Origin of the sequence: Wolbachia endosymbiont of Diaphorina citri, from assembly GCF_013096535.2 — a bacterium.
Lineage (GTDB): Bacteria > Pseudomonadota > Alphaproteobacteria > Rickettsiales > Anaplasmataceae > Wolbachia.
Map to the genome: position 1 here is coordinate 133,231 of NZ_CP051265.2, position 25,708 is coordinate 158,938.

A 25,708-nucleotide genomic window follows, 5' to 3' on the forward strand; every position below is an offset into this window, starting at 1 on the left:
GACATAAATACATATCTTATCACGTTCGAACTATTATAAGAAAGTCTATACTTCTTGGCACACCTTACATTTTTGTAATTACTAACTTTTATCATCTGTGCTCTCTAAAATATTTATTTCTTAACCACTCCTTTTTAGCTTTCCTCCCTTTCTCTTACCTCCTATAAACATTTCGAAGTGTCTTTCAATTTTGCTATAGGATTAATAAACTCAGTGCTTGGTGAAATAACTTCTTCAGTAGTAAAAGGCTTGACGTTTTTCTCAAGATCATTTTTAACTTCACTTGCTTTAGCAACAACACTATCGATAATTATTTTGTCTTCTTCTGAGCTTTGCTTATTTTTTGCTGCACGAGAAGAGTCATCAAGTAGCGGAGAGATAACATAATCTGCAGCTTCTTTTGCCAATTTTATATTTTCCCTTTGTGACAAAACCTTTAGCTCATTTAAGTCACTTCTACATGCACTTTTAGCTTTATCTTGTTGTAATTCTATATATTGTTGTCTATGCTCACCTAATTTTTTATCCTCTTCAATGTTACATGTATTATTAACCCTATATTTTGATAACGCAGAAGGAATAATAGAAGCATCCTCTTTTACTCTGTAATAATAATTACTATAGATGTTAATCCTTTCAGTTATACTCTGCAAATAAGATTGCACCTCCCCTATATCTTTTAAATCATCTTTTGTGAATTGAAAAGATTTGTCTTTTAAATTTTTCCTAAATTTTTTCAAATTCTCCACTTTATCTTGATTGCTTTCTCCTGGATAAATTTGATCAAGTAATTTGAGCAAATAATCACCTTTCATCAATGGTGATGTTATTTTATCAAATAATTTAAGATGCACTGGATGTTTCAAACATGCACTCATATGCTCTAAATAATTGTTGAAGCTTTTAGTGTCAGCTTCGTCCTGTGGTTTTTCTCTCTGTTGATAAACTGCATTAAATTTCTGACTTAACAAATTAATCTCTGTGACACTTTTAACGCTATACTCTGCTATAATATGAGCATACGTGTCTACATTTCGATCATTCTTCAACTCATTAACTTTCTTCAAAAAGCTATTATAAGTATCTCTTGTTTCCAAGTAATATATGAAACAATTAAGAAGATATATAACTGTTATAAAAGCATTTTTTAGCATTATAAGCAAAGTACCACCATAATTATCTCTTAATTCTTTTTCGTAATTATTAAGCTTTCTTTGTGCATGTTTTAATACATCAATAAATTCCTTCTTACTTTTATTGAAGTCATGCCCATTGGTATTATAAACTTCTATAAACGAATCTAAGGCAATTTGAATACTTTGATCAGCCAAATCGTCAATTCTTTTCAGGCTTTTTATTTCCTGGTTAATATAATCTATTATCTCTGTTGCAAGCTTATTTCCGTAAATTTGCTGATTTGACAACTTTGCTACTGATTCATTATAAGCATCAATATACTCTCCTCCTTTCTTGAGTAGATTTATGTCAAAGCTCAGTTCACCATTGGAATAGCAAAAGAATATGGAGTGTCTATTAGGATTTAGGCATCTAAGTCTACCTGGAGCTTGAATAAGTTGTGCAGGCTTATTAAAATCAGTGGATATTGGGTCTATTAGCATCCCAATATGTTGTAAATTGATGTCATTGTATCCCTGTACCTTGGTAGGATCTACATCATTACCAACTAATCCCATGCGGCACAAAGCATGATGATCGTTTTCTTCTCCCAATAAACCCTCATATAAATCCTTTAGCTCATCTTCTAATAAATGGTCTATTGCCAATTTAGCTAACTGTTCTTGGTTTAATTTTTTTATAATATCTTTCTTATCAGAGTTAATTCTCTCAAGCTTCCGCTTAACATACTCCTGAACATCCTTCAGAATATAATTTAACCGTCCTATGTCCACCTTTTTTAAGCATTCTTGAGTAGTCAACTCTTTTTTATTGTGATAAGTAGCGAGTAGCAAGTCTATTATAGACTCTACATTTTTATCACCTGGGCATACCTCATCTCTCCACCATTTAAGACGTTCTTCATAATGGTCAGCTCGCTTAATCTTAGCAAGCATCTCGGCAGCAAAATCATTCTTATTTAGATCTATTAGATCTTCACATATGCCTGAACTGTTACTCGAGGACAATTTCTTTTTTACAAGCTCTAATTCTTCTAATGGTTGACTACTTATATAGTCTGAAAGCTTATTCTTAAAGTCTTCCGCAGATAAATTGCCTGAGCGATTTAAATTTTCTAATTTTGCTTTATACTTATTTTCATAACAAAAATCTTTTAGTGCGCTTAATGGATATGCTTTTTCATTACAAGAATACGAAGGCGTGGACTTCTTATAAGTCAGCTCACTACCATTTTCTAATGTCATTCTAAGTGCTTTTCCAAGCTCCTCGAGTAGCTTTTTCTCACTTTTTCCTAGAGGTGTAGATTCTTTGCGCTTATCTTGTTCTTCATCACTCAACTCTCTTAAAGAATTAATAAACTTTCTTCTTTCAGTAGATGCTTCTTTTTCCAGTTTACATAGGTCATCTATTTCACTTTCTTCTACTCCATAATATTCAAGATAGTCTCTTACTACAGCATCGTTGCCGTTACTGAGTAAATCTACTAGCTTTTTAGGAACTTGTTCTAATCCTTCAGATGACATCAAGAGGTGAAGTTTTTTATCTTGGTTCCAGTTTCTTATCAATCTTATGAACAAATCATAGTCTTTGTTTTCCTTTAGAACATTAATCACAGATTGCATATGTTGAGCAAGCTCTTGCTTCAATTTATCGCTTTGAACACCTTGGTCTTTAACGTATGTTTCTAAATCATAATTATTGTCTAATGCTGCTTTAACTTCTTCTACTAAGCCTTTCAAATCTGTACACCTCTTTTCATCAAGCTCGTGTCTGTTTAGACCCGTTAAGCATGAAAGTGTATTCTCAATTATTCCATGCATTACGCGGAATGCAGAATAATCAGCAATACCACTAAAATCATAATATTCTTTTACAATTTTAGATGCCTTTTCTTTTGTAATATTGAACTGCTTAGCAACTTGCTCTGTTATGAGAGCAAACTTTTTTGACTGGGTTACTAACTTATATTCTGGTTTAGAATCAAACTTTCGCGCTAAGAAATCAAGAATCTTTGATCCAATAGGTTGCGGCAAGGTTTCGTTTCTACCATATTTCAATATTTCTTTCAGATTATCTATCTGCTTATTTGACTCAGCTAAAATCAATGCTGGTTCACCAATTACGCTTTGAACATTTCTATACAGATAATTCTCTACTTCTTTTCTTAACTCATCGTCTGTTAAACTTGCATTGCTATATTTATTGTTTTCTTCCGGCTTAAAATCCACATACTCTTCAACGCCATTAGAGTATTCCTTTGCTAGATTTTTACTTTTTACTTTTGTATGAACTTGTAAATTTAAAGCTCCATACACACCTGACTTCATTTTATCTGTCAAAGAAAGAGTTTTAAGTAAACCATCATTTTCTTTAATATATTTATGAGTGCTTATTGAAGGCGTTGCACTTAAAAACAGCGTAGGTACAAGTGCAGATAAGAGCCCCATACGATGTTTATACAACTCTTGCTCTGCCACTCGGTGCTCTTCATCAAAGGATAAAGATATAGATTTTTCAATATTTAGCTCAAATTCTTGGTCATCAATTGTAACTTTACCATCTTGAATTTTATATTCCTTATCTCCAAATTGAATTTTATCCGCAAGAATCACAAAATCCTTACCATCTATATTTATTTTCCCATTCTTTATTTTAAATTCTTTATCTCCAATGTTGAGAGCTTTTATAATATCAGGAAGCTGTCGAAGACCTATTGCCTCTAAAAATTGATCCCAATTTTTCATCAAACTTTCGCTACTCAATATAGAGCACCCTTTATTACCGCTTATCTCTTTCAACTCAATATCTTCAATATCGGAATCAGATAATACTTTTTTCCAATCATCGCGTTTCTGTGTTACAAGATCTTCATTAGGTGCTAGGGATATATAAGGTACACCCATTAGCCTAGCAGGCAAATATTCAACAAGCAGTTCTATGAATGTTTTTCCAGTTCCTGTTGCAAGCGCAAACTCTTTAGTTGGATTCTTACCTTCTTTCAAGTGCTCTATTGTTTCTTTGATGTAAGATAAATGTTGTCGAAATATTACAATTTTACCAGGCCCACCTACTGTTGCACTTTTTTCTTTACCTTTGATTGTTAGACTATAATGGTGATTACCTTTCTTATCTCTGCTGATTGTCAACTCATGCTGTGTGCACAAAGTAAGCAGATCCTCGGCAGTGTAATCTTTCGTATCTTTAATATCTACCGAAGAAGGATCACTTTCATCAAATTTGACACTGTATGTACCTTCTGCCTTCTTCGTTAAAGTTACACCAATTTCTCTTTCACCTATTATTACTTTATCATTTATTTCACCTTCATTGTTACTCAACAAACTTTCTATTTTTTCTTTAATGCCCTTCGCAATTTGAGAAGTTTTGCTATTTAATTCAATTGACAGCAAGACTCCCAAGTAAGTCTTTTCTAGCCCTTCTATATTTCTCTGTTTTGAATCGTTATCAAACTTTGTGAATATTTGCGCAGATGAATGTACCATGTTTTTACCTTTAAAATACAGTGTTAATATTCTAATAATATACGAGATTAGATAATTTATCAAGATATTTAATTAATGAATTATAAAATAGTCATAAATTTTCTATTATTTTCAAATAAATCAGTATTAACTCTTTAATGTACGTTAGTAAAAACCCAAATAATATAACCATTGATAACAATAAAAACCAAAGATCGTGAGAACTGTTTTTCTTTGAATCTGCAGGTCTAGTTTATTAATTAATTTAAAGTATTACATACTATCTTTATTTATATTATAATTAAAATAATAAATTAACTATAGAGAGGTATATAATGAAAAGTATATTTAATAAAGCTAATGCACCTTATCTTGTGAGTGGTACTTTGGCCACTGCAGCTTTATTGGCATCAGGAGTATTTGCTGTAGCTCCTTACATTGGGTTTTTAGCTCCAGTTGCAGCTTTAAGTCTTGGCCTTCCACTTATTGTTGTTGCTGCTGTGTTTTCTGTTGTAGCTATTGCGCTTTCGTGTTCTGCAATTAGTAAAAACAACACCATTGCTGAGAAAAACAAAGTTATTGATCAGAAAACAAAAGAGATAAAATGTAAAGACAAGCTCATCTCTAGGAAAAAAGGTGAACTTAATCAGACAAACATTGAGACTTCTAGCCTGAAAGAGAAACTCTCTAATAAAAAAGCTGAAGTACAAGCTCAAAAGCAAAAAATTTCTGAGAAAAATGACCAAATAACTCAAACAGAAGAAGAAATGAATGTCCAAGCAGCATTGACATCTACAAAAGAAGCATCTACTAGTGGTCGTGCAACTCGTATTGTTAAAGATGGCTTAAAAGATGCTTATAGTGCTATGCCGTTAGCTAACTCAATAAAAGAAATATTCGGCAGTGTTTATGATAAGTCAGTCGAGTATACAAAAGGTGCACCTAACAGTGTAAAAAATGGCTTAAAAAGCATTATGCCGTCAGTTGATTCTATAGAGGATACCCAAGCAGCATTGGGAAAAGCATTTATATCTACAAAAAAAGCATTGATCAGTGGCCGTGTAAATCGTATTGTTAAAGATGGCTTAAAAGATGTTCACGACGCAATTCCATCAGCTGAGTCAATTGATAATCGAGTTCCGATTGCAGAAACAATAGGATGGACATTCACAGCAGTGAATTTGTTAATAAATCTAATGCCTTTTTTTGCTAATCAAAGATTTGATGTTGCTACTGACACTTCGCCTAATGCAGTAAATCCCATTGCTAAGGATTTAGGAAATCATACCTTAAGCTCAAATTCACGCCATATACCTGTTTCCCTACAGGTTACAATGGAAAATAAGACTAATGAGTATAGTAAAAAATTAGATGATGCTTTGGAAAGTGCTAAAAATAATTTTGGTATACCTCAAGATCATTCTGAACCTCAATGGGTTAAGGACTTACATAAATCAGAAATTACAGAAGAAATTGTAGATAATGGGACTCTTCCTAATCTTCTAAGAAACTTCCCATTAGTTATTCCTGTTGAACTAAGATATAACCGAATTCCTGTGCCTTTTTGATTAAATTTTTTACAACCCTCTCTTTGTAACGTGTTTCATAATAGTCCATACCTCTTTCTACATATTCTTGTCCATACTTCAACATACTATAAAAGATACATGCTAATTTTCTTGCCGTAGCAGTAATCGCTTTTGGTGCACCTAGTCTTTTTTTTAACCTTCTACAATATGCACCTATTCCGCTATTGCTTCTTGATACACAGTGAGCAGCCATTCGAAATGCATTCGCGGCACGATTAATGACTTTACGTGTTCTTGTGCTAAACACTTTTTCCCCTGTAATTTTATTAGCAGGGCTTAGCCCCAACCACGAAGTAAAATGCTTTTCTGATCGCCATTTATTATAGTTAACACCAACTTCCGAAATGATAGTTTGTACAGTTAGTATATCCAATCCAGGAATTTTGGTAAAATCTATACCAGTTACTCGATATAATTCTTCATGCAAAGCAAAGTTTGGTTTACTTTTTCTATGCTTATTTTTCTCTTCACCTAACTTTTTACTCTCATCAGACTTTGTCTCAAATGTTTTATAATATTCTTCAATGCTCCTGTCACATTCTGCTACTTTTTCCTGATAAATATTATATAGCTCAAATTCTTGCTTTAATGTAAATAGGTGTTCTTTTCTATAGTTTCCTGCTAATGCTTTTGCAATAACAGATTTATCACTTTTTATTCGTCCATCTCTTAGTTCAGCCAATTTTTCAGGATTACTCTCACCATCTATTATTGCTTTAATAATTTGCATTCCAGTTACACCAGTTGTATCGCTTATAACTCTATGTAGTTGAATATTCATTTGTGTTAGCGCTTTTTGCATACGCAAAGTATGTGTAGAAGCATTTTCAATTAAATTTTTACGTTGCCGAACATAACTACGCAATACACACATTTGATCATCTGGCCTAAATGACCCTTGGAGTAACCCGTAACTGTGTAGTTGTTGAATCCATTGACAATCTTGCACATCTGATTTTCTCCCAGGTACATTTTTAACATGTTTTGCGTTTACCAGTTTTACTTCAAATCCGTGTGATTCAAGTACTTGAAACAAAGGAATCCAGTACACTCCTGTTGACTCCATGGCTACTGTATTAACTTTACATTTTTTCAACCATTTTGCTATGTTGTAGAGATCTTCCGTAAAGCAGCTAAATTTTTGTATACGTTGTTCATCGCTTCCTTCGGGTACACATACATAATGTACAGCCGAGCCAACATCGATTCCTGCTGCATTAGGATTCGTTATCTCTAATTTACTTTTGACCTTTGCCATTTTTAATCTCCATTATATAATAATCCATAGTTGAGAAGTGCTTAAGCTTGGGACGGTTGAGTTATACATTCTTCTAATCGAGGTAGCCCAAAAGGCTCCATCAGTGGTTTGACCGTTCCTCCAAAGCCACGCTATTCTACGGGCACTTAAGGCACCATTGCACAGTTCGGCTATAACTGCAAAAAGCTCTTCTCTACAAAATTATATATAAAATTTGCCGTACACTCAGCTAGGAAGTTTCTTTTTGGTTTGACAGGTTTTATCTGTCCGGCGCTATTCTCTGAAGACAGTAATAGTGATTATCAATGTGCTAAACCGAGTGTAAATCATGATGAGAGTAGTAAAACTGTTGATACAGCTATAGCAACAGTGTATAGTAATGCTCATACAAGCAGCATATGTTCTATGAAAGATAATACTAGTAGTTTATTCTCGGGAGTGTTAAATAAATTACATCTATCAATCCTTTTGGTTCTCGTGAAAACAACACTAGTATTGTAAATGGCAGTGATAATCAATTTGCTAAACCAGATAGCGTTAGAGCGATTAGTGAAACTAATACAGCTGTAGCAACATATAGCAACACTGATGCAAGTGGCACATGTTCTGCTAATTATGAAACATCTTTAGCGAAGTATGATAGTACTGGTACATGTTCTAGCCAAGATGTATGTCTTAATAAAAATGGTAACATATGGTCATACATTAGCAAATTTATACCTTTTGGTTCTCAAAGATCAAGTAAGACAGATGTAGCAACATATAGCAACACTGATGCAAGTGGCACATGTCCTGCTAATTATGAAACATCTTTAGCGAAGTATGATAGTACTGGTACATGCCTTAGTGATAATCAATTTGCTAAATCAGATATAACTCAGGTTGAAAGTGGTAAAGCTATTTCAGAGTCTAATAGTTCTAATGTTGTACCATTTTGTGCAAAAGTCTCTAATGATATAGACACGTCAAAATCCCAAGGCACCCTTGTTAATTCTGTTGAGTTAGAAAGGCTAACTAGAGAAGTCCATCCTTCAATTACTCCAGAGGTTTACTAAGGGTTCTTTAGGTATCAACTTTCAAAAAATTGGCGTAAGTTTAGGCAGTGTTATGTCTAGATTTACGCGCATGCTACACAAGATTCTAAATCATATTATCCTTTTGGAACACATGTAGGCTATAGGTTATAATAAATGATCTTACCATTCTAAATAAATTATATTAACTTAATATTATATATTATTAATAACCTTAATGATATAACCATTTTTAGCACCCAAAATCAGTTGTTGTGAGAAGAGTTTGTTTTGGAATCTCATGGTCTACCATGTGATCTGTACGAACTTTTTAATATAGTGATTTCATTATACGCTAAAACTAGCCACATTAGCCCATTTCATCAATATCCACATACGAACTGTTTTGCCTAAGCTTATTGAAATAATTTAAATCTTCTATTTTTATAACCTTATTTTTACGCGGCTTGTTCTCACAAATATACGACCTTTTTTGCAATCTTAGGAAGAGTCAATAATTCAATTCTTTAGCTAGCATGGTATCTTCACTAAAATATTTTTTGAAAAAGTTAGTTGACTTATAAATAACTCTCTACTAATACTAGCATGTGTTTGTTTATTCTGCTGAACATGCAAATTTAATGTGCAAACTTCAGCAGCCTCCTTAAAGTATATTCTATCTTCCTTCATATTCTTATGGTCGTGATATTAAACATCATTAGTATTTCTCAATTTTGTTAAATAGAGTAAAGTTAGCCTGCATTTATAAGGAATTTTCAACCATCTCCATACATTAGACCATAAAAACTGAACAAAAATATGAATAGTAAAAAGATTATGGTTATTGACTTAATGTTATATATCGCATACAATATGCCATATATCTTAGTTTAGAGGGACAAGTATGGCGTTAGAACATATTTTAGATAATAAGCAAGTTTGTACAAAAAAGCCATTTGGTGGGTCAGATACTGAGGAACAGCATACGCAACATTTTGGCCGGTACACTCTTGAAAGCAGCGCATCATCGTTAAGTCAAGAACAAACTGATGACTGGAATGAGTCCATTATTGAAGATAAAAATACCGTTTTTGAAAGTTCTTTTATTCCAGAAAACTCACTTTTTATGAATTTATCAAATCTGTTAACTGAAAACGAAAAAGTTTCGATTAATGAATTTCATGAAAAGATGGAAAACATAATGAAAGAGTTTCATGAAAATAGATACGAAAGTTCTGCAAAGGTTACTCTAGAACAGATGGAACGTTTAATAGATGAATATTTGAAAAGGAAAATAAAGCTAAATTTACGCTGTGATCACTATGAATGCACTGTATCGAATTTTGTATTCAAAAAAATAATTGATATTGCTAATGCTAGTAGTGTTATGCGTATAACGCCTACTACTAGATCACGTTATAAAGACAATGGGGAAGAAGCAATGGATGAGTGGGAAGAAGGTTTAGAACCTTTATTTAACATTGTCAATAAACTATTATCATCAGGTGCAAAAATAGAGTCTGATTTTTACAATAATAGTATGATAAGTGAAGTTATGTGGGGAAATGATGAGCCTATTTTTACAGAACGTAAAAAAATCAAAGAGGAACTGAAAAGTATAGCATATGAAGGTTTAGTAAACAAGAATGAACAAGTTCAAGGTGATGATCTGACAGGAGAAGTAGATAACAATCTTGTTCTTTTTAGGTGGCCAAAAAACAGTATCGTTGAAGTTGCAAAGGTTATGAATAGTAAGGTGAATGAAAATTTCAGTATAGAAAGTAGCATCTTACAGATCGGGAAAAGTATAATAAGAGTTGAAAGCATAGGAAGAAAAAGAAATTATACAGATGTCTTGGGAGGTGGAATTGAAATGTCCTTTACCACTGAAGTAGGCAAGATTAGTATTCATCTATGTCCTAGTGATGAAGGTAATAATATAATAGAAGTAAATCTTGATGGAGAGAGCCAAGAGAAGTTTGACAAATTAAAAGATCAATCAATTCTAGGGGAAAGCTGCCTTTTAGGAGGAAAAAGTGTTCTACAAGCTATAAAAGATAAAGGTTTTGAAAGAAATGGTGGAATATTTATAGAGCTAGCTGAAACTATCAAACAATCAGATTTTGTAGTGAAAGAATCAGGTGTTCCGTCTACTCTTATGAGATCGGTTGATAGTTTAGACCAGTTGCAAAAGATGAAAGCTTCGAAAGAAATACTAGTGTGTTCATAAAGTCAACTAAAATTATAAAACAAAAGAAAGGTCTTGGAGGGGTAAAGAGATTGATCTTTCTCAGCCGACTTATCTCTCCCTATGTAACACTTGTCTCTCATTCTTTGTCACTTATATTGCTTGTTACCCTCCTATTTTTTGCTTACCTCATCTTATTCCCTTTCAAAATAGGTTCTCACAGTTAAAAATTAACCATATACACAACTTTTGAGAAAAGAAAACGCACTAATTATAAGCTGTGGTCCTTTAACCATTACAATAAGAGCAAATAATATTCCACATAAAGATACCAACACTCCAAGTATCGAGACAAGCCCATCCTTACTCATAATACCAAGTGAAATAAGGGTTGTACCGATTGCTGGAATAAAGTGAGTTAACGGAAACGGATTTGCTATCATCAACGCACAAATTAACATTATAAATGCCAAAATCTTTTCACCTGGCCCTCGGAAGATAAAGGACATTCTTGGTTTCATGAACTTTTCTATTTTTTTTAATGCAGGTAAAGTTTTTTTGACCACAAGGGTTAGTGTTGAACGTTTAAAGGATTTTCTTTCTAACCAAATTGGCATCCAGGGAGAATGAAACCCAAGCAGAAGCTGCAGTGAAAATAAGATTAACGGTATGGAAAGTATAGTTGTATAGCCAGGTGGAACTGGTATAGGTACAGATAGTGGCAAGGAGAAAATAATTATTAAAATACCAAAACCACGTTCTTGTAGAGATGTTTTAATTTCAAACAACGTCACTTTGTCACTATTAGTATTACCAGCATCTGCAACCTTTTGTAGAATATCAGATGCTAATTTTTTATCTTCAGTCAAATTCTCACTTTTTTGCACAATTACTTTTTAACAAAATCATTCCTAATAAATAGCATAATTACTCGTATATTCCAATCTTGATTTAACACTATTATCAGGATAATCCTCTGATATTCTATATACAGCCTTATCAGTTTGAATCTAATTATTTTGGCTGAACAAAGTCTCTTGAGTCATTTATAATTACTATACTCTAGGCTCTAATCGTAAATTTGAGTCTCTATAAAATCATGTCCAGCTAAATTATTCTAAGCTATACCAATATTAGTAATCAAGTTAACACTAATTTAATGATGACATATATAAAATATAATATATTGAATTAATAGTGAGGTTAAAAATGTTACCTAATGAAACAAATTCATATTCTCTTGTAACTCAACAAGAAAATGATCTTGATTTTAAGAAATTTACTGAAGATCTATCGAATATGAAGAGTGTTAATAATCACAAAAAGCTAAAGGAAAGAATCACTGACCTGTTAAAAGGAGATACAGAATTCTCTCGCATGAAACAAGGAGAGCAGGCTCTTGTAGTAGGTACAGCAAGTGGGTTATTTACAGCATTATTACCACTTTTAGCAGTTGGTGTAACACTTGCTATACCAGGTGCTATAGTTGGTCTTACTTTATATTTCGCTGTAAAAGTAGCTGTAAAATCAGTTCAATCTGGATATAAAGGACTCAAATGGTCAGCTGAAAAAACTGTTGAAGGAGCACAATATACTGCAGGCACAATAAAAAAAGGCTTTATAAATGCTAGAGATTCATTAAAAGAAGCTGGAAGTTCTGTAGCACAGAAAACAAGAGAAGGCACCAGTGATACACTTAAAAAAGTAGGAAGTAAATTGGGTAATTTGGGTTCAAGTATATCTAATTTGGATAGCATTCCATATTCAATAGACTTACAGAGTCAAACTGTTGTTTTAAAAACAGAAGAAAAAACGAAAAATTTCAACAGTGTGAAGGAGATGCTTGTTAGTGAAATTTTGCAAGACAAGACTGTAAATAAGTCTGCTTTAATTAAGGAAATATTCTCTGGATTAAACAGAAAAATATCAGAAAAAGCTGGTTCTATTGATGGTCCACAAGGTTTCAAAAAGGATCAGTTAATCAATCAATTGAAACAACAAGCAGATTTTGTCAAAAAATTGGATGATAAGAAGTTGCAAAATTTATTGGCTCAAGATGATAACAATCTCTATGAAATTTTCTCTGAACATCATGATGAAATTAAGAGGATTATTAGAGAATGTACAATAGAGCATAAACTTTCTAATTCTATAGAGAAGCTTAATAAGATAGCAAGCAAGTGTGGTGAAAGCAAAAAAGTAAGTAATGTGAAGTATCAAGTTTTAGCTGCAACACCAACTGCAACAATAGGAAGTAGACCAGGAGTAACGCGACGTAATAGCACTGGTAACCTTACTAAGGTATTAACTCCAAAAGTACCAAATATAAGTGCTTCACTGACTAATTTGAATGAGGTTATAAATTCATTTTGAGGATGTTCAAAAAAGTGTGTCAAACCGAATTTTTAATTCAACTCAATCTTTAATCTACTAGGGAAAAAAATATCGAGTTGAGATATAGAGAGGATGTTCAAAAAAGTGTGTCAAACCGAATTTTTAATTCAACTCAATCTTTAATCTACTAGGGAAAAAAATATCGAGTTGAGATATAGATAATGCCCAATCATGTACAGGCATCGTCCATTTCTCTTCCACCTTTCTTATAGCACAATATACCAGCTTGTACAAGGCATTTATGCTGGTGAATGCGCCTTTGGTCTTGGTAAATTTCCTAATTTGCCTGTGTAGCCCCTCGATGAGATTAGTGGTATAAATTAGCCTTCTAACAGGACCTGAATACTTGAAGTAACCAGATAAACTTTCCCAATTGTTCTGCCAAGATTTTACAACTAATGGATACTTTTCGCCCCATTTTTCCTCCAGCTCAAGCAAATAATTTTCTGCAATTTCTTTACTTGTAGCGCGGTATATTTTTTTTAAATCATTCATGAAAACTTTTACATCTTTGCTTGATACGTATTTCAGAGAGTTCCGTATTTGATGCACTACACATAGCTGTACTTCCACATTAGGAAATACGCTATTTATAGCTGCAGGAAAGCTTTTTAGGCCATCGACACAAGCTATCAAAATGTCTTCTATTCCTCTCTCTTTCAAGTCATTTAATACGCCTAACCAGAAGCTAGCTCCCTCGCTTTCTGCTAAGTAAAAACCCAGTACTTCTTTTCTGCCATTTTGGTCTATTCCTAATATGTTATACATGCACTTACTTACACAGCGACCGTCTTCTTTTACCTTAAAAAACATCCCATCCATAAATACTATTGGATACACTGATTGCAGTGGACGGCTACGCCATTCATTGATTATAGGTAGTAATTTATCTGTAATTCCAGATATCTCTGCTGCAGATATTTTATGGTCATAAATTTCTTCCACATATGATGCTATATCTCTGTATCCCACACCACTTGCAAACATGTTCAAGACCTTTGTTTCAAGTTCTGGATGTAGGCTTGTTTGCCTTTTTTTCACTATCTGTGGTTCAAAACTTCCCTCTCTGTCTCTTGGTGTCAATAGTTCAAATGAACCTGCACTTGTTTTCAAAGTTTTTCCATTCCTTCCGTTTCTACGATTGTTTTCTTCGCTTTCAGTAGATAAATGATGTTCTATTTCACCCTCCAAGCTTGCTTCAAGTAGCCTTTTTACAAATGGCGTTAATGCACCATCTTTTCCCATTAATGGTCTACCTTCTCGTATAGACGACAAGATATTTGTTTCTAATTCTTTATAATCTACCAAACCAGTAGTTCTATCTGCTATTCTTTGACTCATGTCAAACCTCCATTTTTATCTCAATTATATTTTACTTCTCGGTTTGACACACTTTTTTGAACATCCCCTTCATTTTCACAAAATTCTCTAAGTGAAGATGTTTTCAATCATCCTACTGTCAAACGCAATCTGGATATTTTATCTAATAGAACTCCAACTCGCAGTAATTCTGTTAGTAGTTTTGCTTCTAATAATATCCATTCAAGTTTTAGTAGTAGTATGGATGGCAGTATTGAGTCTAAAAGCAGTTCTTTTATTGACCTTAGTGGTTCTGATAGTGGAAAAGGTACATCTATTCCTTCTACACCAGAGAGGATGATTATTTCTTCGGACGACTTAATTAAAACTAGGTCACAATTGAAAAAAGTAAATTATCAGGAAAAAGTAGGGAAACAACAGCCTTCTACATTTATGTCTGGTCAAGAGCCTATTCAGGTGACACAATCTTTGCAAACATCAATATAAACAAAACAGCTCACCTTCTTCAAAAGGATGTTACTTATTCAGTAATGTCCTTTTATTTCTTATTACAATATAGATTTTCGATTATATTTTAGATAAGTTGTTAAAAATCCTTTTATTAAGTATAACCAAATTTTAAATATTGTATACCTATTAACTTTAGTTAAAATATACATAATAGCATTATTCAATGTTATGTTGGTTGTACTATCTGACTTATCAGAATAAATCAAGGCTTTGTTCTAATTGAACAGGTGTGTTATCATTTTCTGTATCATTTCCGTATATGAATAGCTTGTTACTAAAATTAACATATAAGTTCTCGCGATAACAGCAGTCTTTATTTATTTCTAGATTATGGTAATTTTTGTAGTGAAGATTATTATTACGATCATAATAGATAAACTCATCAATAAGATGACCTACTTTTCTATTTGTTATAACTTTATAAACACTTACACTCTGCCCCTCAGAATCGTTCTTTAACTGAAATAATGGTCTCCAATCATAGGATAGATTTAAATTTCTACCTTTCTGTAAACATATATGAGAATTTTCAACGAAATCTGGCAATTCTCTGTACTCTGGATCATATTTTTTATATTCGGACAGTAAGTTTCCTAAGCTGTTGCATAATGCCAACTTTAGTTCTCCATCATCATCACGCACCACTCTTAAAAAGCTGAATTCCTGAGGTATTTTGATATTCTTATCAGTGAAATAATTGCGTATATATAACTCATTATCCTGAAAAAAGTATCCTATATTTGAAAAGTTACCAACATCGTTATTTTTCTCATTTGATATCTTTGTACTACTAATATCACCATAATTTTCTCCCTTGACGATCTTAAATAACATACTTGCTTGTGTGTTATTGTGATCTAAAAATTTATAGTTTTCATTATTAGCAACATCTAGTACTGCTTTTGCTAGTTCTTTTAACTTAGTAGTCATAAGTTGCTCTGTAACCTTCTCTGGTTTTACATCTTCACCTTTAAGTCCTGGATCGCCCTTTTCTCCTTTAGGACCTTCTGGCCCTGGGCTACCCGCTGGCCCCCTAGCAGAATTTTGAAACTCAGTATCACCCTTTACACTCTTTGCTACTGCACCCTGAAAATCTGAATTATTAGCAATCTCTGTTACCAACTTATTCTTATGAGATGGATCAGTAACCAATTTCTCAGCAACTTTCTCAGGATCCGCATCTCTTCCCTCAAGACCTGTATCACCTTTCATTCCCTTTTCGCCCTTTGGTCCTTGTTCACCTTTTATGCTTGCTTTGAATCTGTCGTCTTTCTTAAGTGTTTCTGATATTCGTCTTGTTAAACTTGATAACAACTCCTCACCCATAAGCTTGTCTGCTACTTCTTTGTGACCCCGCAATTCAGCTTCATGAAGTGGAATTTGCCCTTTATTATCCTTAGAATTAACATTAGCACCCTTCTCCATAAGCTGTTCTACTACATCTAAGTGACCATAGTATGCAGCTTTGTGTAGTGGTGTTTCACCCTGATCATCCTTAGAATTAATATCAGCTTTACTTTCTATAAGCTTTTTTACTATATCTAAGTGACCTTTCTCTGCAGCTTTATGCAATGGAGTTTTACTATGATCATCCTTATAATTAACATCACCTCCCTCTGATATCTTATTTGCAACTCTTGTAATATCTCCTTTGCTTGCAGCCCAAATCAAGTCTTTATTCAATTTTTCCTGTTGTTCAGGAGTTATTTCATTGTTAGACATGTATACCTTCTTTTTTTGTTACAGAGATTATTGATTCATAAACACTTTTAAAATCTGATATATTAAGTTATATTATCAGAATGTGTATGTAATACAGCGTAAGTAATTACAATTTGTTAATTTCCTGTGATTAGTATAGATTATCGCGACTGGTTTTTAGGAACAAGATAATGCTAATTTGTAAAATTTCTTCATCTGCTCACTCCAAAGCATCGGTATTTCTCTTAAATCAGCTAGCCTCAAATTACTTGGTTGCCTCCCATTTACTATATCTTCTTTAATCTTTGGTGCTAAATAATTCAGCCTTAAAATTTGCTGTATACGTTTTGTACCTATATTAATTTTGGCACTCAGTTCCTTTACACTTCCATATTTTCCCTCTTCTAGTTGACGTTTCCATAGGTGGGCTCTTACCACTGCTTTGAGTAACGCATTGTTTGTTTTACCTTCTGGCTCTACTACTGTGCATTTATTTCCTTTCTTTTTTATTGGTATAAACTTTTCCTCTGATTCAGAATGCACCTCTATTCCATCTTCTCTTACCATTACTCCCTTTATTAACTTTTTCACTACTTCTTTCTGTTCTCTGAAACTTAAATTTTTCCATTCTTCTCCCCATTTTTCATATAGCTGCTCTGTCTTTCTCATTACTTCTTTTTCCACCTCTCCCGCTACTATAGTTCTGTTTATTGATTCACAACCTTTTCCCCTTAAATGGTTATTACATATATAATATCGGTACCTTTTATTCTCTTTTTTTGAGTACGTCAAAGTCATATTTACATCACAGCTTTTGCACTTAATTATTCCCTTTAGTAGCGCCTCTTCATATCTTGCTTTTCTATATGGTTGATTCCTTATCAATTCCTGCGCTTTTTGCCATTTTTCTTCCTCTATTATCGCCTCATGTTTTCCTTCATACTCTTTCTCATAATGCCTTATTTTTCCCGTATATATTGGATTTGTTATTATTCTTCTCACCGTCGCTTTTTTAAAGATATCTGATTTTCCTTTCGTACGGTACCCTTCTCTGTTTAACTCCCTTGCCAACTCTGCCATTGACTTCAGCTCCACATATCTTTCAAATATATGCTTTACTGTTTTTGCTTCTTTCTCATTTATTATTAATTCTTTATCTTTTACATCATATCCAAATGGCAAAGTTCCTCCCATCCATAGTCCGTGTTCTTTTGATGTTGCTATTTTATTTTTTACTCTCTCTACTATCATCTCTCTTTCTAGCTGTGCTGCTCCTGATAACACCGTTTGTACGAACTTTCCCATTGGCGTATTATTATCAAATATCTGCGTTACTGCTACAAAATTTACTCTATGTCTTCTAAAAAATGATGTAACTTCGATGCTATCTTTTGTTTCCCTTGATAGTCTGTCTAGTGTGTACACTACTACACAATCTACTTCCCCTCCCTTAACATCTTCAAATAATTCCTTTATTGCTGGTCTTTCTAAATTCTTTCCTGAATATCCTCCATCATCGTACCTTTTGGCCAATATTACCCAGCCTTCTCTGCTCTTTATGTACTTTTCACATGCTACTCGCTGTGCATCAAGACTGTTAAACTTTTGTTCTAGTCCATCCTCATTTGATTTTCTCGTATATATCGCACATCTTACTTCTTTTAGCATTTTCAACTTCCATTTTTTTCACGCATTCCAAATAATAAAGGTCCGTTGTAACTCATTCCCATTATTTTTCCGGCTACTGCTGACAATGACGTGAAAAACTCTTCTTTGTAGATTAAACCCTTATCTGTTACCATTACCGCATGAGTCTCTTTACCTCTTTCTAATATTAGCTCTGTTCCTGCTACCGGAAGTTTATCACTACTTATTCTCTTTCCCTTCTCCAGCCGATCTGCTAAATAATCTAGTCTTTTTAACCCTTTTCTTGAAATTTCTCCATATGCTTTTTCCTGCATTCTATAAGCTAATCTTGGTATCAGATATTTCTTTGAATGTTTAGGTGCCTCTTCCCCAAATACCTTCTTCCACATTCTCCTTAGCTCTTCTAACGTTTTTTTCTCTAAATTCATTACTTTCTTTTCTGTTTCTTCCTCCATGTTTTTAGCCTCTCATAGAAGATTTCCCACTTTGCTGTTCAAATAACTTTTCAATTCTGTCTATTTCTTTCTTTAATACCTTGGCTATTTCTTCACTATTTTTTGCATAATCCATCGCTGTCATTCCGAACTTATCTTCTTGCTCTATTTCTGCTCCTGCTTCCACTAACTCTTTTACTATTTCTACTTTCCCCACCATACATGCAAGGTGCAATGGAGTGCATTTATTGCCATACTCTTCAGCATTTACATTCCCTCCTGATTTTATCAATTCTCTCACGGTTTCTAGACGTTTCTCCGTTACCGCTAGGTGCAGTGCTGCGTATCCTTTTACATCTGCTGCATTCACATTCGCTCCTTTTTCGACTAACAACTCCACTGTTTTTACCTCTACTGCATAATGTAGAGCTGTTCTTCCATTCTTGTCTCTTGCATAAATATTTTTATATAAGTTCTCTAATAGCGATTTATTAAATGATTCTTTGTTACCAAGCTTTAACATAATCCACCTCACCTTTTCTTTAAAATCAAGTCCCCTTTTTAAGCCTTTCTTCCTACTACATTTTCTACCTCATCTATCATTTCATTCACTTGGCTGATTATCTTGCTTGCTAAATTTTGACATTCTTTCTTTATTAGCGATTTGTCTCTCTTCCTTATTTCTCCTATCTCTATTATTTTTAGCTCTGGCATGTAGCTTCCATTCAACATGTCTGCTATTTCTCCCACTAGCCTCTCTATTCCATAGCATGTCAGTTCTCTATTTTTTATTACTCCTCCTTTTTCTCTCAAAAACTTGCTTGCCTTTTCACTTTCTTTGCTATCACACAGAGAATACTTTTCACTTTCCCAGATGTAATACATTGGTGTTGCACCATATTTATTCAGTTGATTAACCTCAGCTCCTGCTTTTACTAGCTCTTTTATTATTTCAACTCCTGCTCCTCCTATTTTGCACGCAGAGTGCAGTGGCGTACATCCACTGACATATTGAGTGGCATTTACTTCTGCTCCTTCTCTTAGCAGTACTTTTACATTTTCTAAACTCTTTGCGAATACTGCACAGTGTAGTGGTGTATAACCATTTTTATCTCTTGCATTTACCTCTGCTCCTTTTTTTATTAATAATCTCACTATTTTGTAATCAGAGATTTCTACTGCTTGATGCAAGATCGTCTCTCCTTCTTCATTTCTTTTATTAATGTTTTTAAACCCGTTACTTGATACTTCTTTAAAAAACTTACTAAAAGATTCTCTCTTTTCTTCGTTGAACCCCATTGCATACCTCACAAAATTAGCTTTTCTAGCGCCAGATAAATTTCTTATGTTTACCTTCCGCTATTCAAGTCATGTCCTTTTTAGCATGAGAAAGCAAGTCTTTTTCTTTTTATTTCATACACTTTTACCTATTATTAATATAATATATGAGTATCTAAATATAAATACTTAACTTATTAGAGATATTATTCGACTATCTTTCCAACTTCTGTGTAAATGTCGATGTTCGTGCCACTTCAGTACTCCCAGGTAAAATACTAAAATGTGCTTTTCTAATTCGTGTATTGAGTCTTTTTGCTCTGAATCCAAATCATTTTTATAGTAAACGTTGTGTTCTGCTAAAACATATTTTCTGACCTTCTGATCTGTATAATTTTCTACTTTATAGTTGTGAGTAACGCTAAATCTTTCTAAAATTGGCTTGTGTTTTAAATTCCAACGTTGCCCTGAAAGTTTATCGCTTCCCAATACAAATTTATTTCCTCTTTCTTCTACGCTACTAACTGGAAAGCACGCATTTATTTCTCCTAACCTCCAACTGTCCGATAATACTATTTGTGCCTTAGCAAACTTAATCGATGGTAATAAACTTTGTGGTAATGGATATAGTGCTTTTAAGTTGTACCACTGATGACTTCTTTCATAGATACCGTTTGTAATCCTTTGTGTGAGGCTCTGTTTCTCCAAGTACTGCCACATCTAACCGATATATGTCATTACTAAATGCCTGCTCATAATGCTCTCGTAAATAGTTGTCTACAATCTCTACTTGAATTCGAGACCTCTAGAACTGCAAATGTGTTCTTTCTTCCAAACGACAGCACTGGTCCATCTTTTTCAACCTTTATACCTGAGTAGTCCGATAACAAACTTCCAAATAAACTTTCATCTAAAATAAACCTATCAACGTTGTAGTGATCATTGACATCCTCATTAGCCGCGATCTTGCTGGTAACGATAGTTTTGCAAGCTCTACTACCGCATCCACAAAAAAGTCATTTGGAACATCCTTATCCTATCTGCAGCTCGAAAAAATGTTTACCAGGTGGTTCTTCGATGATTGTAATATCTTCTATATTTGCCCACTTTAGTGCTATTTTAAGTGATGCAGGTGTTCCTCTCAGTCTTTGAAATTTTACTCCTTCTACTATCGCCCTTCTTTTATTTTTTACCCAGCGCAATATCTCTTCTAAACCATATTCTTCTATTATCCATGGTAATGTTTCTTCTTTCAGGTTGAACTTAAACCCTCTGATACAGCTTGGATCAACCTTATAATCTATTGCATCAACCAGTGCTTGCTCTTGCTTTGTTGCGTTTGGCGGTAATAAACTTTTCATTTGTCTTTTCTTTCAAGTTGCTTTAATTTCCTTTATTTAGGTAGCTTATGAGTAAGCAAGAGATCATTTCAGAAAAATAAAGATGTTCTTAATATCAAAAACACTTTCCATAATGTTTGACAATATTATCCATACTTTAAAAAACAAGTTACAACTTCTGGAAGAAAATCAATACTTTCGTCTCCCTAACATTGGATCCAGTAAACCTTAAACCACTTATTGCACGCAATCCCCTCACTGGCACAAAACAAAAAAAATACGTTTTAAATCCTATCTAACTTGACGTAGCCAAGCACTGCACACTCATTCCCCAGAACCACAACATCCTCTCTTGGCTCGATTAATTCTACGTTTTCTACACCATCTACAAATAGATTCGCTATTATCCAAGATCTTGTTACGTTCCATCCCAACCTTTTGCTTGCTTCAAACTTCTTAATGAACTGCTTCTTGATTTCCTCCTTTGATATTATAGGACTTATACTCATTCTGCTGTGAATATCTATTTCCGTAATATTGCAACCAATGACTGTTACTGTATCTGTTAAAACCCTTATATCATCTCTAGTAACCTGCTTTCTTATAATTTCAAGTAGCTCTTCTGGCAGTGTGGATAATTGTGTTGATAAGATTGAAATTTGTACTTTTCCTGGTATAGGTGATTCTACCAATGCATCTTTTACTCTACTATCTGCTGACAGTGCATGATATTTATAATATTCCTTACTTCCTCCTGTTGACCAACCTGCTATTTTTGCTTTTACCCTCTTTCTAAATCGTTCGTCATCTTCTTCTTTCTGCCTCTCTACTCCATAAAATTCAGCCAAATTATCAAGATCTTCTCCCGTTGCAAATTTAAGTAAATTACCCTTTACAGCTTCGCTTATCCTTTGTCTGAGCAAAAGTTCTCTCCACGCTGCTACTTCCAGAACCTTCATTGCTGGATCGGATTCTACTAATCCTGAAAAGGTTTCATCTCTACGGACCAATTCTTCCTTCATTCTCGAAAAGATTTCCTCAAAGTTCAGTGGCTCGATAATATTTGGCTGCTGCATCTTTATACCACAATCCCATCAAAGCGAATGTTTTTCCCACTTGGCACGTATAATCCTTCCAGGTCAAGCGTTACTTTTCCCTCTTTTACTTCTGTAATTTTTACTTTTTCTAATTTAAACCTTTTTTCCCATTTTTCCAAAGCCTCTGCTGTTGCTGCATATATCTCAAGTGTTAAATCTCTATTTATCGGTTTATCAACTAATTCAAGTAGCCTTGAACCATAACTTCTCCTCATTATTCTACTGTTTACTGGAGTGGTTAATATATCAATTATTGATTGTTTAAGATGGTCTAAACCTTCCAATTCCTTTCCACTAGTAGCACTCATACCACGCATCTTTTTTACCCTACAAATACATTTTTGCTATTACCCATCACATAAAAACCACACGATACTAAATCTCCTGTTCTCACTACACCAATACCATTCACAAATACTCTGTTTGAACCTTGTACTATCGTCTCTCCCAAAGTTGCAATATCACCTTTTCGACACACAGATCTTCCTTTCTCAAAAACATTGCTGCTTCCACTCATACAAACATGAGCTGGTATTCCACTGCAATAATCTCCTACACAAGCTACTGTTTTTCCCATGTATTTTAATTTAGGTCTATTCTACTTCCTTTCAGTTTTATTCCACTTTTTGTCATCTCTATGCTCGATTCCCCAGCCTTCAGTGTTATTTTATCTACTACTTCAATCTCTAAATGATGTTTATCTTTATCGTATGACAACTTTGTTCCATCTTGAAACTTCACACTATTTATTTCTTTTTTATTCTCTGGTGCAGAGTATTTTTCCTGGTATATCCCTCCTAACACCACTCCTAACGATAATTCGCCAAGAGGAGAAAATATCATAACCTGTTCACCGATATCTGGTGGAGACCAATCTCTATCTTTTCCTGCTTTATTTGTTATCCACGGTAAATAATCTGTTAAAAATTCGCCTATTTTAATTCTTACTTTTGCTTTTTCATAATCTACTTCTTTTACAAGCCCTATTCGTACAATGTTTGCTAATTTTCTTTGCAGCTCTGAAATAGCAAAATTACTCTCTAACATTTTCTCCTATTGTAATCGTATGTGGCTTAATCTTATTTTCTGTCCATATCGATTTACCTAAATGAAGCTGATGATTCCAATCAACCATCCACACCAAATATGCATCTAATTCTGGTCTAAATCCATCAGGCTCTGCAGAAAGAAATTCAGCCGGAGATACATTCTTTTCCCAGGTATTCTTGTTCACTACTCTTGCTACTTCTGCTGCTAATGACCTTACAACTAACGAGGAATCCTCTACTGTTCCATCAACTACAATTCTCGCTTCAAATCTTGCTTTCAGCGCTAATTCTTCTGTTCCAGGATCATGTCCTTTTTCAAATCCGCTAAGTTCCACAAACACCGCTGGCGCTAATAATTCTTTCCTTATCGATGGATAAATTTCACAAGTTTGAATTGCTGGTATTTCTTTCTTCAGCGTAGTGCAGATTGCGTTATGCAAATCTTTAAAATTCATATATTTCTTGTAATATCACGTTCAAAGAACTTTTCAAACACTTCCTCAACCTCATAATTAACAAGATTCCCTATTATCCTTGAAGCCTCTGGTTCCAGTGGTAGTTTTACTTCCTTTATTGGCAATGCTGCTCTTCCTTCACGTTTAAAAATACCGCTATTTCCTTTTGGCATAACTGCTGCAAATCCTCCTATAAACTCATGCTTTCCTACTTTCGATCCTCTTCTTGTTTTTTGTATTTTACCAATTGTCGATGCTTTAATGTCATAGAGATTTGCTCTAATTAACACTTCTAATCTGCTAGTTTTCGCCTTAAAAATTCTTAATCTCTTTCTTATCAAACTTTTCTTTTCCTCACTGATTTCCTTAGCTGCTTTTGATTTTAGCCATATTGCTGTTTTGTTCAGCGCTTTTGTAACTGCCAGTTTTATTTTTTGCTCTTTTCTTTCAATATTGGAGATTATTTCATTAATATTGTTACTAATCACACACTTTCTATTGCCTCAATTTTTAATATTTTACCTGAAGAATCTTTCAATGGTTGTTCAAAAATCTTGTAGAACCTTTTTTCAATCTTGATATAATCACCTATGCTAAAGGAAGTAACGTCCTGATCACGTATTTCTATAGAAGCAATTTGCTGAGTTAATTCTCCACCTGCACCTAAAGAGTACGTAGTCTCAGGACATTTAATTAGCACTTTTATTTTACGAATGCCCTCCTTATTTTTATTACAATATGTGGCTTCCACTCCTAAATGCTCAAAACAATCTTCCAATAATTTTCCTATATTCATCAACTAGAACTAATTTTTACCAAAATGGCCGGACGATGGCACATTGGCAGAGGATTTGACTGCGTATGTAAATCGGTCCCTCTATCGAATCTTCTCGGCTCTTGTTTTGCGTATAGTGGCTGTCCAAGAGTATTTACTGTCTCATTAAAATCTGCTGGTGCAAAATATGTTGTAAATGTGCTTGCTGTTCCTACTGGAAAACAGTGCCCTGTATCTTTCTCAATAAATCTTCTAACCGTTCCTTCAGGGCCAGTTGCTTGCCCTCTATATTCCTCAAATGTTATGCCACAGAACGTAAATCCTGACCTCATATCATTCCGAAGTGCTGCTCCTTCTTGCCATCTTTCGTATGCTTCTTTCACTTTACTATGCGAAGTTAATGCATCAAAAAACTCAGGGCTTACCAAAGCATGAATCCCGGTCATATATTCACCACTTAGATTATCTTCAATATGCCGCAATACTTCTAGACATTTACGCTTGACATCGGTTGTCGCTGTTCCTAGTGCAAAATTTACTACTTTTGGTGTTATTTCAAATTCGTTGTACAGATTTAGTAATTCTGACCCATCAGCATCTAAAATTATTCCTTTCAGCGCTCCCATCCGCAAATGCTCCAACGTTATTGCATGTTTATTTCTCATTAGCTGCAAATGGTCAGTTATTACATCTGCCAGCGCTTTCAGTTCACTCTCTGATCCAAATGCCCTTATTCCTTGTACTTCCTCTGGCAGTACTACATCATCATGTGGAATATGTGGAATCGTAAACGTTCTTACCTTTCTTTTTCCTCTTTTTCCTACTGTTGCTGGCGCCCCTGGAACTTGCGTTGGTAGTAAACTTAAAACTCCGTTATGTTCTTCTATTGTAATATGTCTAAATCTTACTGACCTATTTGGAAATAAATTTAAATTTTCAACCCGTCCATAATTTATCGGCAATATATTCATCGCATTTGTTAGTGCCGTCATGCTAAATGCTGTATTTGTAAATGGATTTTGCATTTTTTCTTTTCCCCCT

Annotated in this window: 21 protein-coding genes and 1 pseudogene; 4 read left to right on the plus strand and 18 right to left on the minus strand. The window is 34.0% G+C overall.

All coding sequences use genetic code 11. From position 1 onward, the window contains the following. Nucleotides 1-161: 161 nt before the first annotated feature. On the minus strand, nucleotides 162-4,640 hold the full coding sequence (locus HGO49_RS07165) for a DEAD/DEAH box helicase family protein (protein WP_237398569.1): 4,479 nt from the start codon (nucleotides 4,638-4,640) through the stop codon (nucleotides 162-164). A gap of 314 nt (nucleotides 4,641-4,954) precedes the next feature. Here HGO49_RS07165 and HGO49_RS00655 point away from each other — a divergent pair, with 314 nt between their 5' ends. Beyond that, nucleotides 4,955-6,187, plus strand: coding sequence for a hypothetical protein (locus HGO49_RS00655; protein ID WP_172758350.1), 1,233 nt, complete (start codon nucleotides 4,955-4,957; stop codon nucleotides 6,185-6,187). On the opposite strand, the gene HGO49_RS00660 is transcribed toward HGO49_RS00655, so the two are convergent. Beyond that, nucleotides 6,141-7,466 carry an IS110 family RNA-guided transposase gene (locus tag HGO49_RS00660; protein WP_172758466.1) on the minus strand — a complete coding sequence of 442 codons (1,326 nt, stop codon included), beginning with the start codon at nucleotides 7,464-7,466 and terminating at the stop codon, nucleotides 6,141-6,143. The two genes, HGO49_RS00655 and HGO49_RS00660, sit on opposite strands and share 47 nt — an antisense overlap. Before the next feature lie 1,917 nt (nucleotides 7,467-9,383). Here HGO49_RS00660 and HGO49_RS00665 point away from each other — a divergent pair. After that, complete coding sequence (locus tag HGO49_RS00665; protein ID WP_017532019.1) at nucleotides 9,384-10,709, plus strand: hypothetical protein; 1,326 nt, start codon at nucleotides 9,384-9,386, stop codon at nucleotides 10,707-10,709. Between the two features lie 188 nt (nucleotides 10,710-10,897). On the opposite strand, the gene HGO49_RS00670 is transcribed toward HGO49_RS00665, so the two are convergent. Next, nucleotides 10,898-11,554: an exopolysaccharide biosynthesis protein gene (locus tag HGO49_RS00670; RefSeq protein WP_172758465.1), complete on the minus strand. Its 657-nt coding sequence runs from the start codon at nucleotides 11,552-11,554 to the stop codon at nucleotides 10,898-10,900. A gap of 322 nt (nucleotides 11,555-11,876) precedes the next feature. Here HGO49_RS00670 and HGO49_RS00675 point away from each other — a divergent pair, with 322 nt between their 5' ends. Next, entirely contained in the window at nucleotides 11,877-13,040 is a 1,164-nt protein-coding gene (locus HGO49_RS00675) for an actin-bundling T4SS effector WalE1 family protein (protein ID WP_172758464.1), read from the plus strand. A 123-nt stretch (nucleotides 13,041-13,163) separates the two neighbouring features. Here HGO49_RS00675 and HGO49_RS00680 read toward each other — a convergent pair whose 3' ends face one another. Beyond that, nucleotides 13,164-14,402 carry an IS256 family transposase gene (locus HGO49_RS00680; protein WP_172758362.1) on the minus strand — a complete coding sequence of 413 codons (1,239 nt, stop codon included), beginning with the start codon at nucleotides 14,400-14,402 and terminating at the stop codon, nucleotides 13,164-13,166. A gap of 219 nt (nucleotides 14,403-14,621) precedes the next feature. Between HGO49_RS00680 and HGO49_RS00685 the strand changes: the two genes are divergently transcribed. Beyond that, the gene (locus tag HGO49_RS00685; RefSeq protein WP_172758463.1) at nucleotides 14,622-14,867 is read left to right on the plus strand and encodes a hypothetical protein; all 246 of its coding nucleotides are present in this window, start codon (nucleotides 14,622-14,624) and stop codon (nucleotides 14,865-14,867) included. Between the two features lie 216 nt (nucleotides 14,868-15,083). Here the strand turns inward: HGO49_RS00685 and HGO49_RS00690 are convergent, their stop codons facing one another. The 14 genes and pseudogenes from HGO49_RS00690 to HGO49_RS00755 form a co-directional block, all read right to left on the minus strand. Next, on the minus strand, nucleotides 15,084-16,613 hold the full coding sequence (locus tag HGO49_RS00690; RefSeq protein ID WP_172758462.1) for an ankyrin repeat domain-containing protein: 1,530 nt from the start codon (nucleotides 16,611-16,613) through the stop codon (nucleotides 15,084-15,086). Between the two features lie 156 nt (nucleotides 16,614-16,769). Next, nucleotides 16,770-18,260, minus strand: coding sequence for a recombinase family protein (locus tag HGO49_RS00695; protein WP_172758461.1), 1,491 nt, complete (start codon nucleotides 18,258-18,260; stop codon nucleotides 16,770-16,772). 2 nt (nucleotides 18,261-18,262) lie between these two features. Beyond that, nucleotides 18,263-18,694: a DUF2924 domain-containing protein gene (locus tag HGO49_RS00700; RefSeq protein ID WP_172758460.1), complete on the minus strand. Its 432-nt coding sequence runs from the start codon at nucleotides 18,692-18,694 to the stop codon at nucleotides 18,263-18,265. 4 nt (nucleotides 18,695-18,698) lie between these two features. Beyond that, nucleotides 18,699-19,196, minus strand: coding sequence for an ankyrin repeat domain-containing protein (locus tag HGO49_RS00705; protein ID WP_172758459.1), 498 nt, complete (start codon nucleotides 19,194-19,196; stop codon nucleotides 18,699-18,701). Nucleotides 19,197-19,234: 38 nt separating this feature from the next. Further along, nucleotides 19,235-19,972, minus strand: a complete 738-nt coding sequence (locus tag HGO49_RS00710; protein ID WP_172758458.1) for an ankyrin repeat domain-containing protein — start codon at nucleotides 19,970-19,972, stop codon at nucleotides 19,235-19,237. 168 nt (nucleotides 19,973-20,140) lie between these two features. Next, nucleotides 20,141-21,312, minus strand: a pseudogene (locus HGO49_RS00715) (phage tail protein). A 263-nt stretch (nucleotides 21,313-21,575) separates the two neighbouring features. Continuing rightward, on the minus strand, nucleotides 21,576-22,367 hold the full coding sequence (locus HGO49_RS00720; protein ID WP_172758457.1) for a baseplate assembly protein: 792 nt from the start codon (nucleotides 22,365-22,367) through the stop codon (nucleotides 21,576-21,578). A gap of 2 nt (nucleotides 22,368-22,369) precedes the next feature. Continuing rightward, nucleotides 22,370-22,705, minus strand: a complete 336-nt coding sequence (locus HGO49_RS00725) for a GPW/gp25 family protein (RefSeq protein WP_172758456.1) — start codon at nucleotides 22,703-22,705, stop codon at nucleotides 22,370-22,372. A gap of 5 nt (nucleotides 22,706-22,710) precedes the next feature. Next, the gene (locus HGO49_RS00730; RefSeq protein WP_172758455.1) at nucleotides 22,711-22,965 is read right to left on the minus strand and encodes a PAAR domain-containing protein; all 255 of its coding nucleotides are present in this window, start codon (nucleotides 22,963-22,965) and stop codon (nucleotides 22,711-22,713) included. A 5-nt stretch (nucleotides 22,966-22,970) separates the two neighbouring features. Further along, on the minus strand, nucleotides 22,971-23,435 hold the full coding sequence (locus tag HGO49_RS00735; protein ID WP_172758454.1) for a phage baseplate assembly protein V: 465 nt from the start codon (nucleotides 23,433-23,435) through the stop codon (nucleotides 22,971-22,973). Further along, the gene (locus HGO49_RS00740) at nucleotides 23,422-23,892 is read right to left on the minus strand and encodes a hypothetical protein (RefSeq protein WP_172758453.1); all 471 of its coding nucleotides are present in this window, start codon (nucleotides 23,890-23,892) and stop codon (nucleotides 23,422-23,424) included. The genes HGO49_RS00735 and HGO49_RS00740 overlap by 14 nt, the downstream gene beginning before the upstream one ends. Beyond that, a complete protein-coding gene (locus HGO49_RS00745; protein WP_409350572.1) occupies nucleotides 23,889-24,380 on the minus strand; it encodes a phage tail protein in 492 nt (163 codons plus the stop codon). Before HGO49_RS00745 ends, HGO49_RS00740 begins: the two co-directional genes overlap by 4 nt. Continuing rightward, nucleotides 24,377-24,688: a head-tail joining protein gene (locus tag HGO49_RS00750; protein WP_172758452.1), complete on the minus strand. Its 312-nt coding sequence runs from the start codon at nucleotides 24,686-24,688 to the stop codon at nucleotides 24,377-24,379. Before HGO49_RS00750 ends, HGO49_RS00745 begins: the two co-directional genes overlap by 4 nt. After that, nucleotides 24,688-25,692, minus strand: coding sequence for a major capsid protein (locus HGO49_RS00755; RefSeq protein ID WP_172758451.1), 1,005 nt, complete (start codon nucleotides 25,690-25,692; stop codon nucleotides 24,688-24,690). The genes HGO49_RS00750 and HGO49_RS00755 overlap by 1 nt, the downstream gene beginning before the upstream one ends. Nucleotides 25,693-25,708: the final 16 nt, after the last annotated feature.

What these genes read in the sequence shown, in the direction of transcription:
- HGO49_RS07165 (WP_237398569.1), bottom strand. Translation starts at nt 4,640, where the DNA reads ATGGTACATTCATCTGCGCAAATATTCACAAAGTTTGATAACGATTCA.
- HGO49_RS00655 (WP_172758350.1), top strand. Translation starts at nt 4,955, where the DNA reads ATGAAAAGTATATTTAATAAAGCTAATGCACCTTATCTTGTGAGTGGT.
- HGO49_RS00660 (WP_172758466.1), bottom strand. Translation starts at nt 7,466, where the DNA reads ATGGCAAAGGTCAAAAGTAAATTAGAGATAACGAATCCTAATGCAGCA.
- HGO49_RS00665 (WP_017532019.1), top strand. Translation starts at nt 9,384, where the DNA reads ATGGCGTTAGAACATATTTTAGATAATAAGCAAGTTTGTACAAAAAAG.
- HGO49_RS00675 (WP_172758464.1), top strand. Translation starts at nt 11,877, where the DNA reads ATGTTACCTAATGAAACAAATTCATATTCTCTTGTAACTCAACAAGAA.
- HGO49_RS00680 (WP_172758362.1), bottom strand. Translation starts at nt 14,402, where the DNA reads ATGAGTCAAAGAATAGCAGATAGAACTACTGGTTTGGTAGATTATAAA.
- HGO49_RS00685 (WP_172758463.1), top strand. Translation starts at nt 14,622, where the DNA reads ATGGATGGCAGTATTGAGTCTAAAAGCAGTTCTTTTATTGACCTTAGT.
- HGO49_RS00690 (WP_172758462.1), bottom strand. Translation starts at nt 16,613, where the DNA reads ATGTCTAACAATGAAATAACTCCTGAACAACAGGAAAAATTGAATAAA.
- HGO49_RS00695 (WP_172758461.1), bottom strand. Translation starts at nt 18,260, where the DNA reads ATGCTAAAAGAAGTAAGATGTGCGATATATACGAGAAAATCAAATGAG.
- HGO49_RS00700 (WP_172758460.1), bottom strand. Translation starts at nt 18,694, where the DNA reads ATGGAGGAAGAAACAGAAAAGAAAGTAATGAATTTAGAGAAAAAAACG.
- HGO49_RS00705 (WP_172758459.1), bottom strand. Translation starts at nt 19,196, where the DNA reads ATGTTAAAGCTTGGTAACAAAGAATCATTTAATAAATCGCTATTAGAG.
- HGO49_RS00710 (WP_172758458.1), bottom strand. Translation starts at nt 19,972, where the DNA reads ATGGGGTTCAACGAAGAAAAGAGAGAATCTTTTAGTAAGTTTTTTAAA.
- HGO49_RS00720 (WP_172758457.1), bottom strand. Translation starts at nt 22,367, where the DNA reads ATGCAGCAGCCAAATATTATCGAGCCACTGAACTTTGAGGAAATCTTT.
- HGO49_RS00725 (WP_172758456.1), bottom strand. Translation starts at nt 22,705, where the DNA reads ATGCGTGGTATGAGTGCTACTAGTGGAAAGGAATTGGAAGGTTTAGAC.
- HGO49_RS00730 (WP_172758455.1), bottom strand. Translation starts at nt 22,965, where the DNA reads ATGGGAAAAACAGTAGCTTGTGTAGGAGATTATTGCAGTGGAATACCA.
- HGO49_RS00735 (WP_172758454.1), bottom strand. Translation starts at nt 23,435, where the DNA reads ATGTTAGAGAGTAATTTTGCTATTTCAGAGCTGCAAAGAAAATTAGCA.
- HGO49_RS00740 (WP_172758453.1), bottom strand. Translation starts at nt 23,892, where the DNA reads ATGAATTTTAAAGATTTGCATAACGCAATCTGCACTACGCTGAAGAAA.
- HGO49_RS00750 (WP_172758452.1), bottom strand. Translation starts at nt 24,688, where the DNA reads ATGAATATAGGAAAATTATTGGAAGATTGTTTTGAGCATTTAGGAGTG.
- HGO49_RS00755 (WP_172758451.1), bottom strand. Translation starts at nt 25,692, where the DNA reads ATGCAAAATCCATTTACAAATACAGCATTTAGCATGACGGCACTAACA.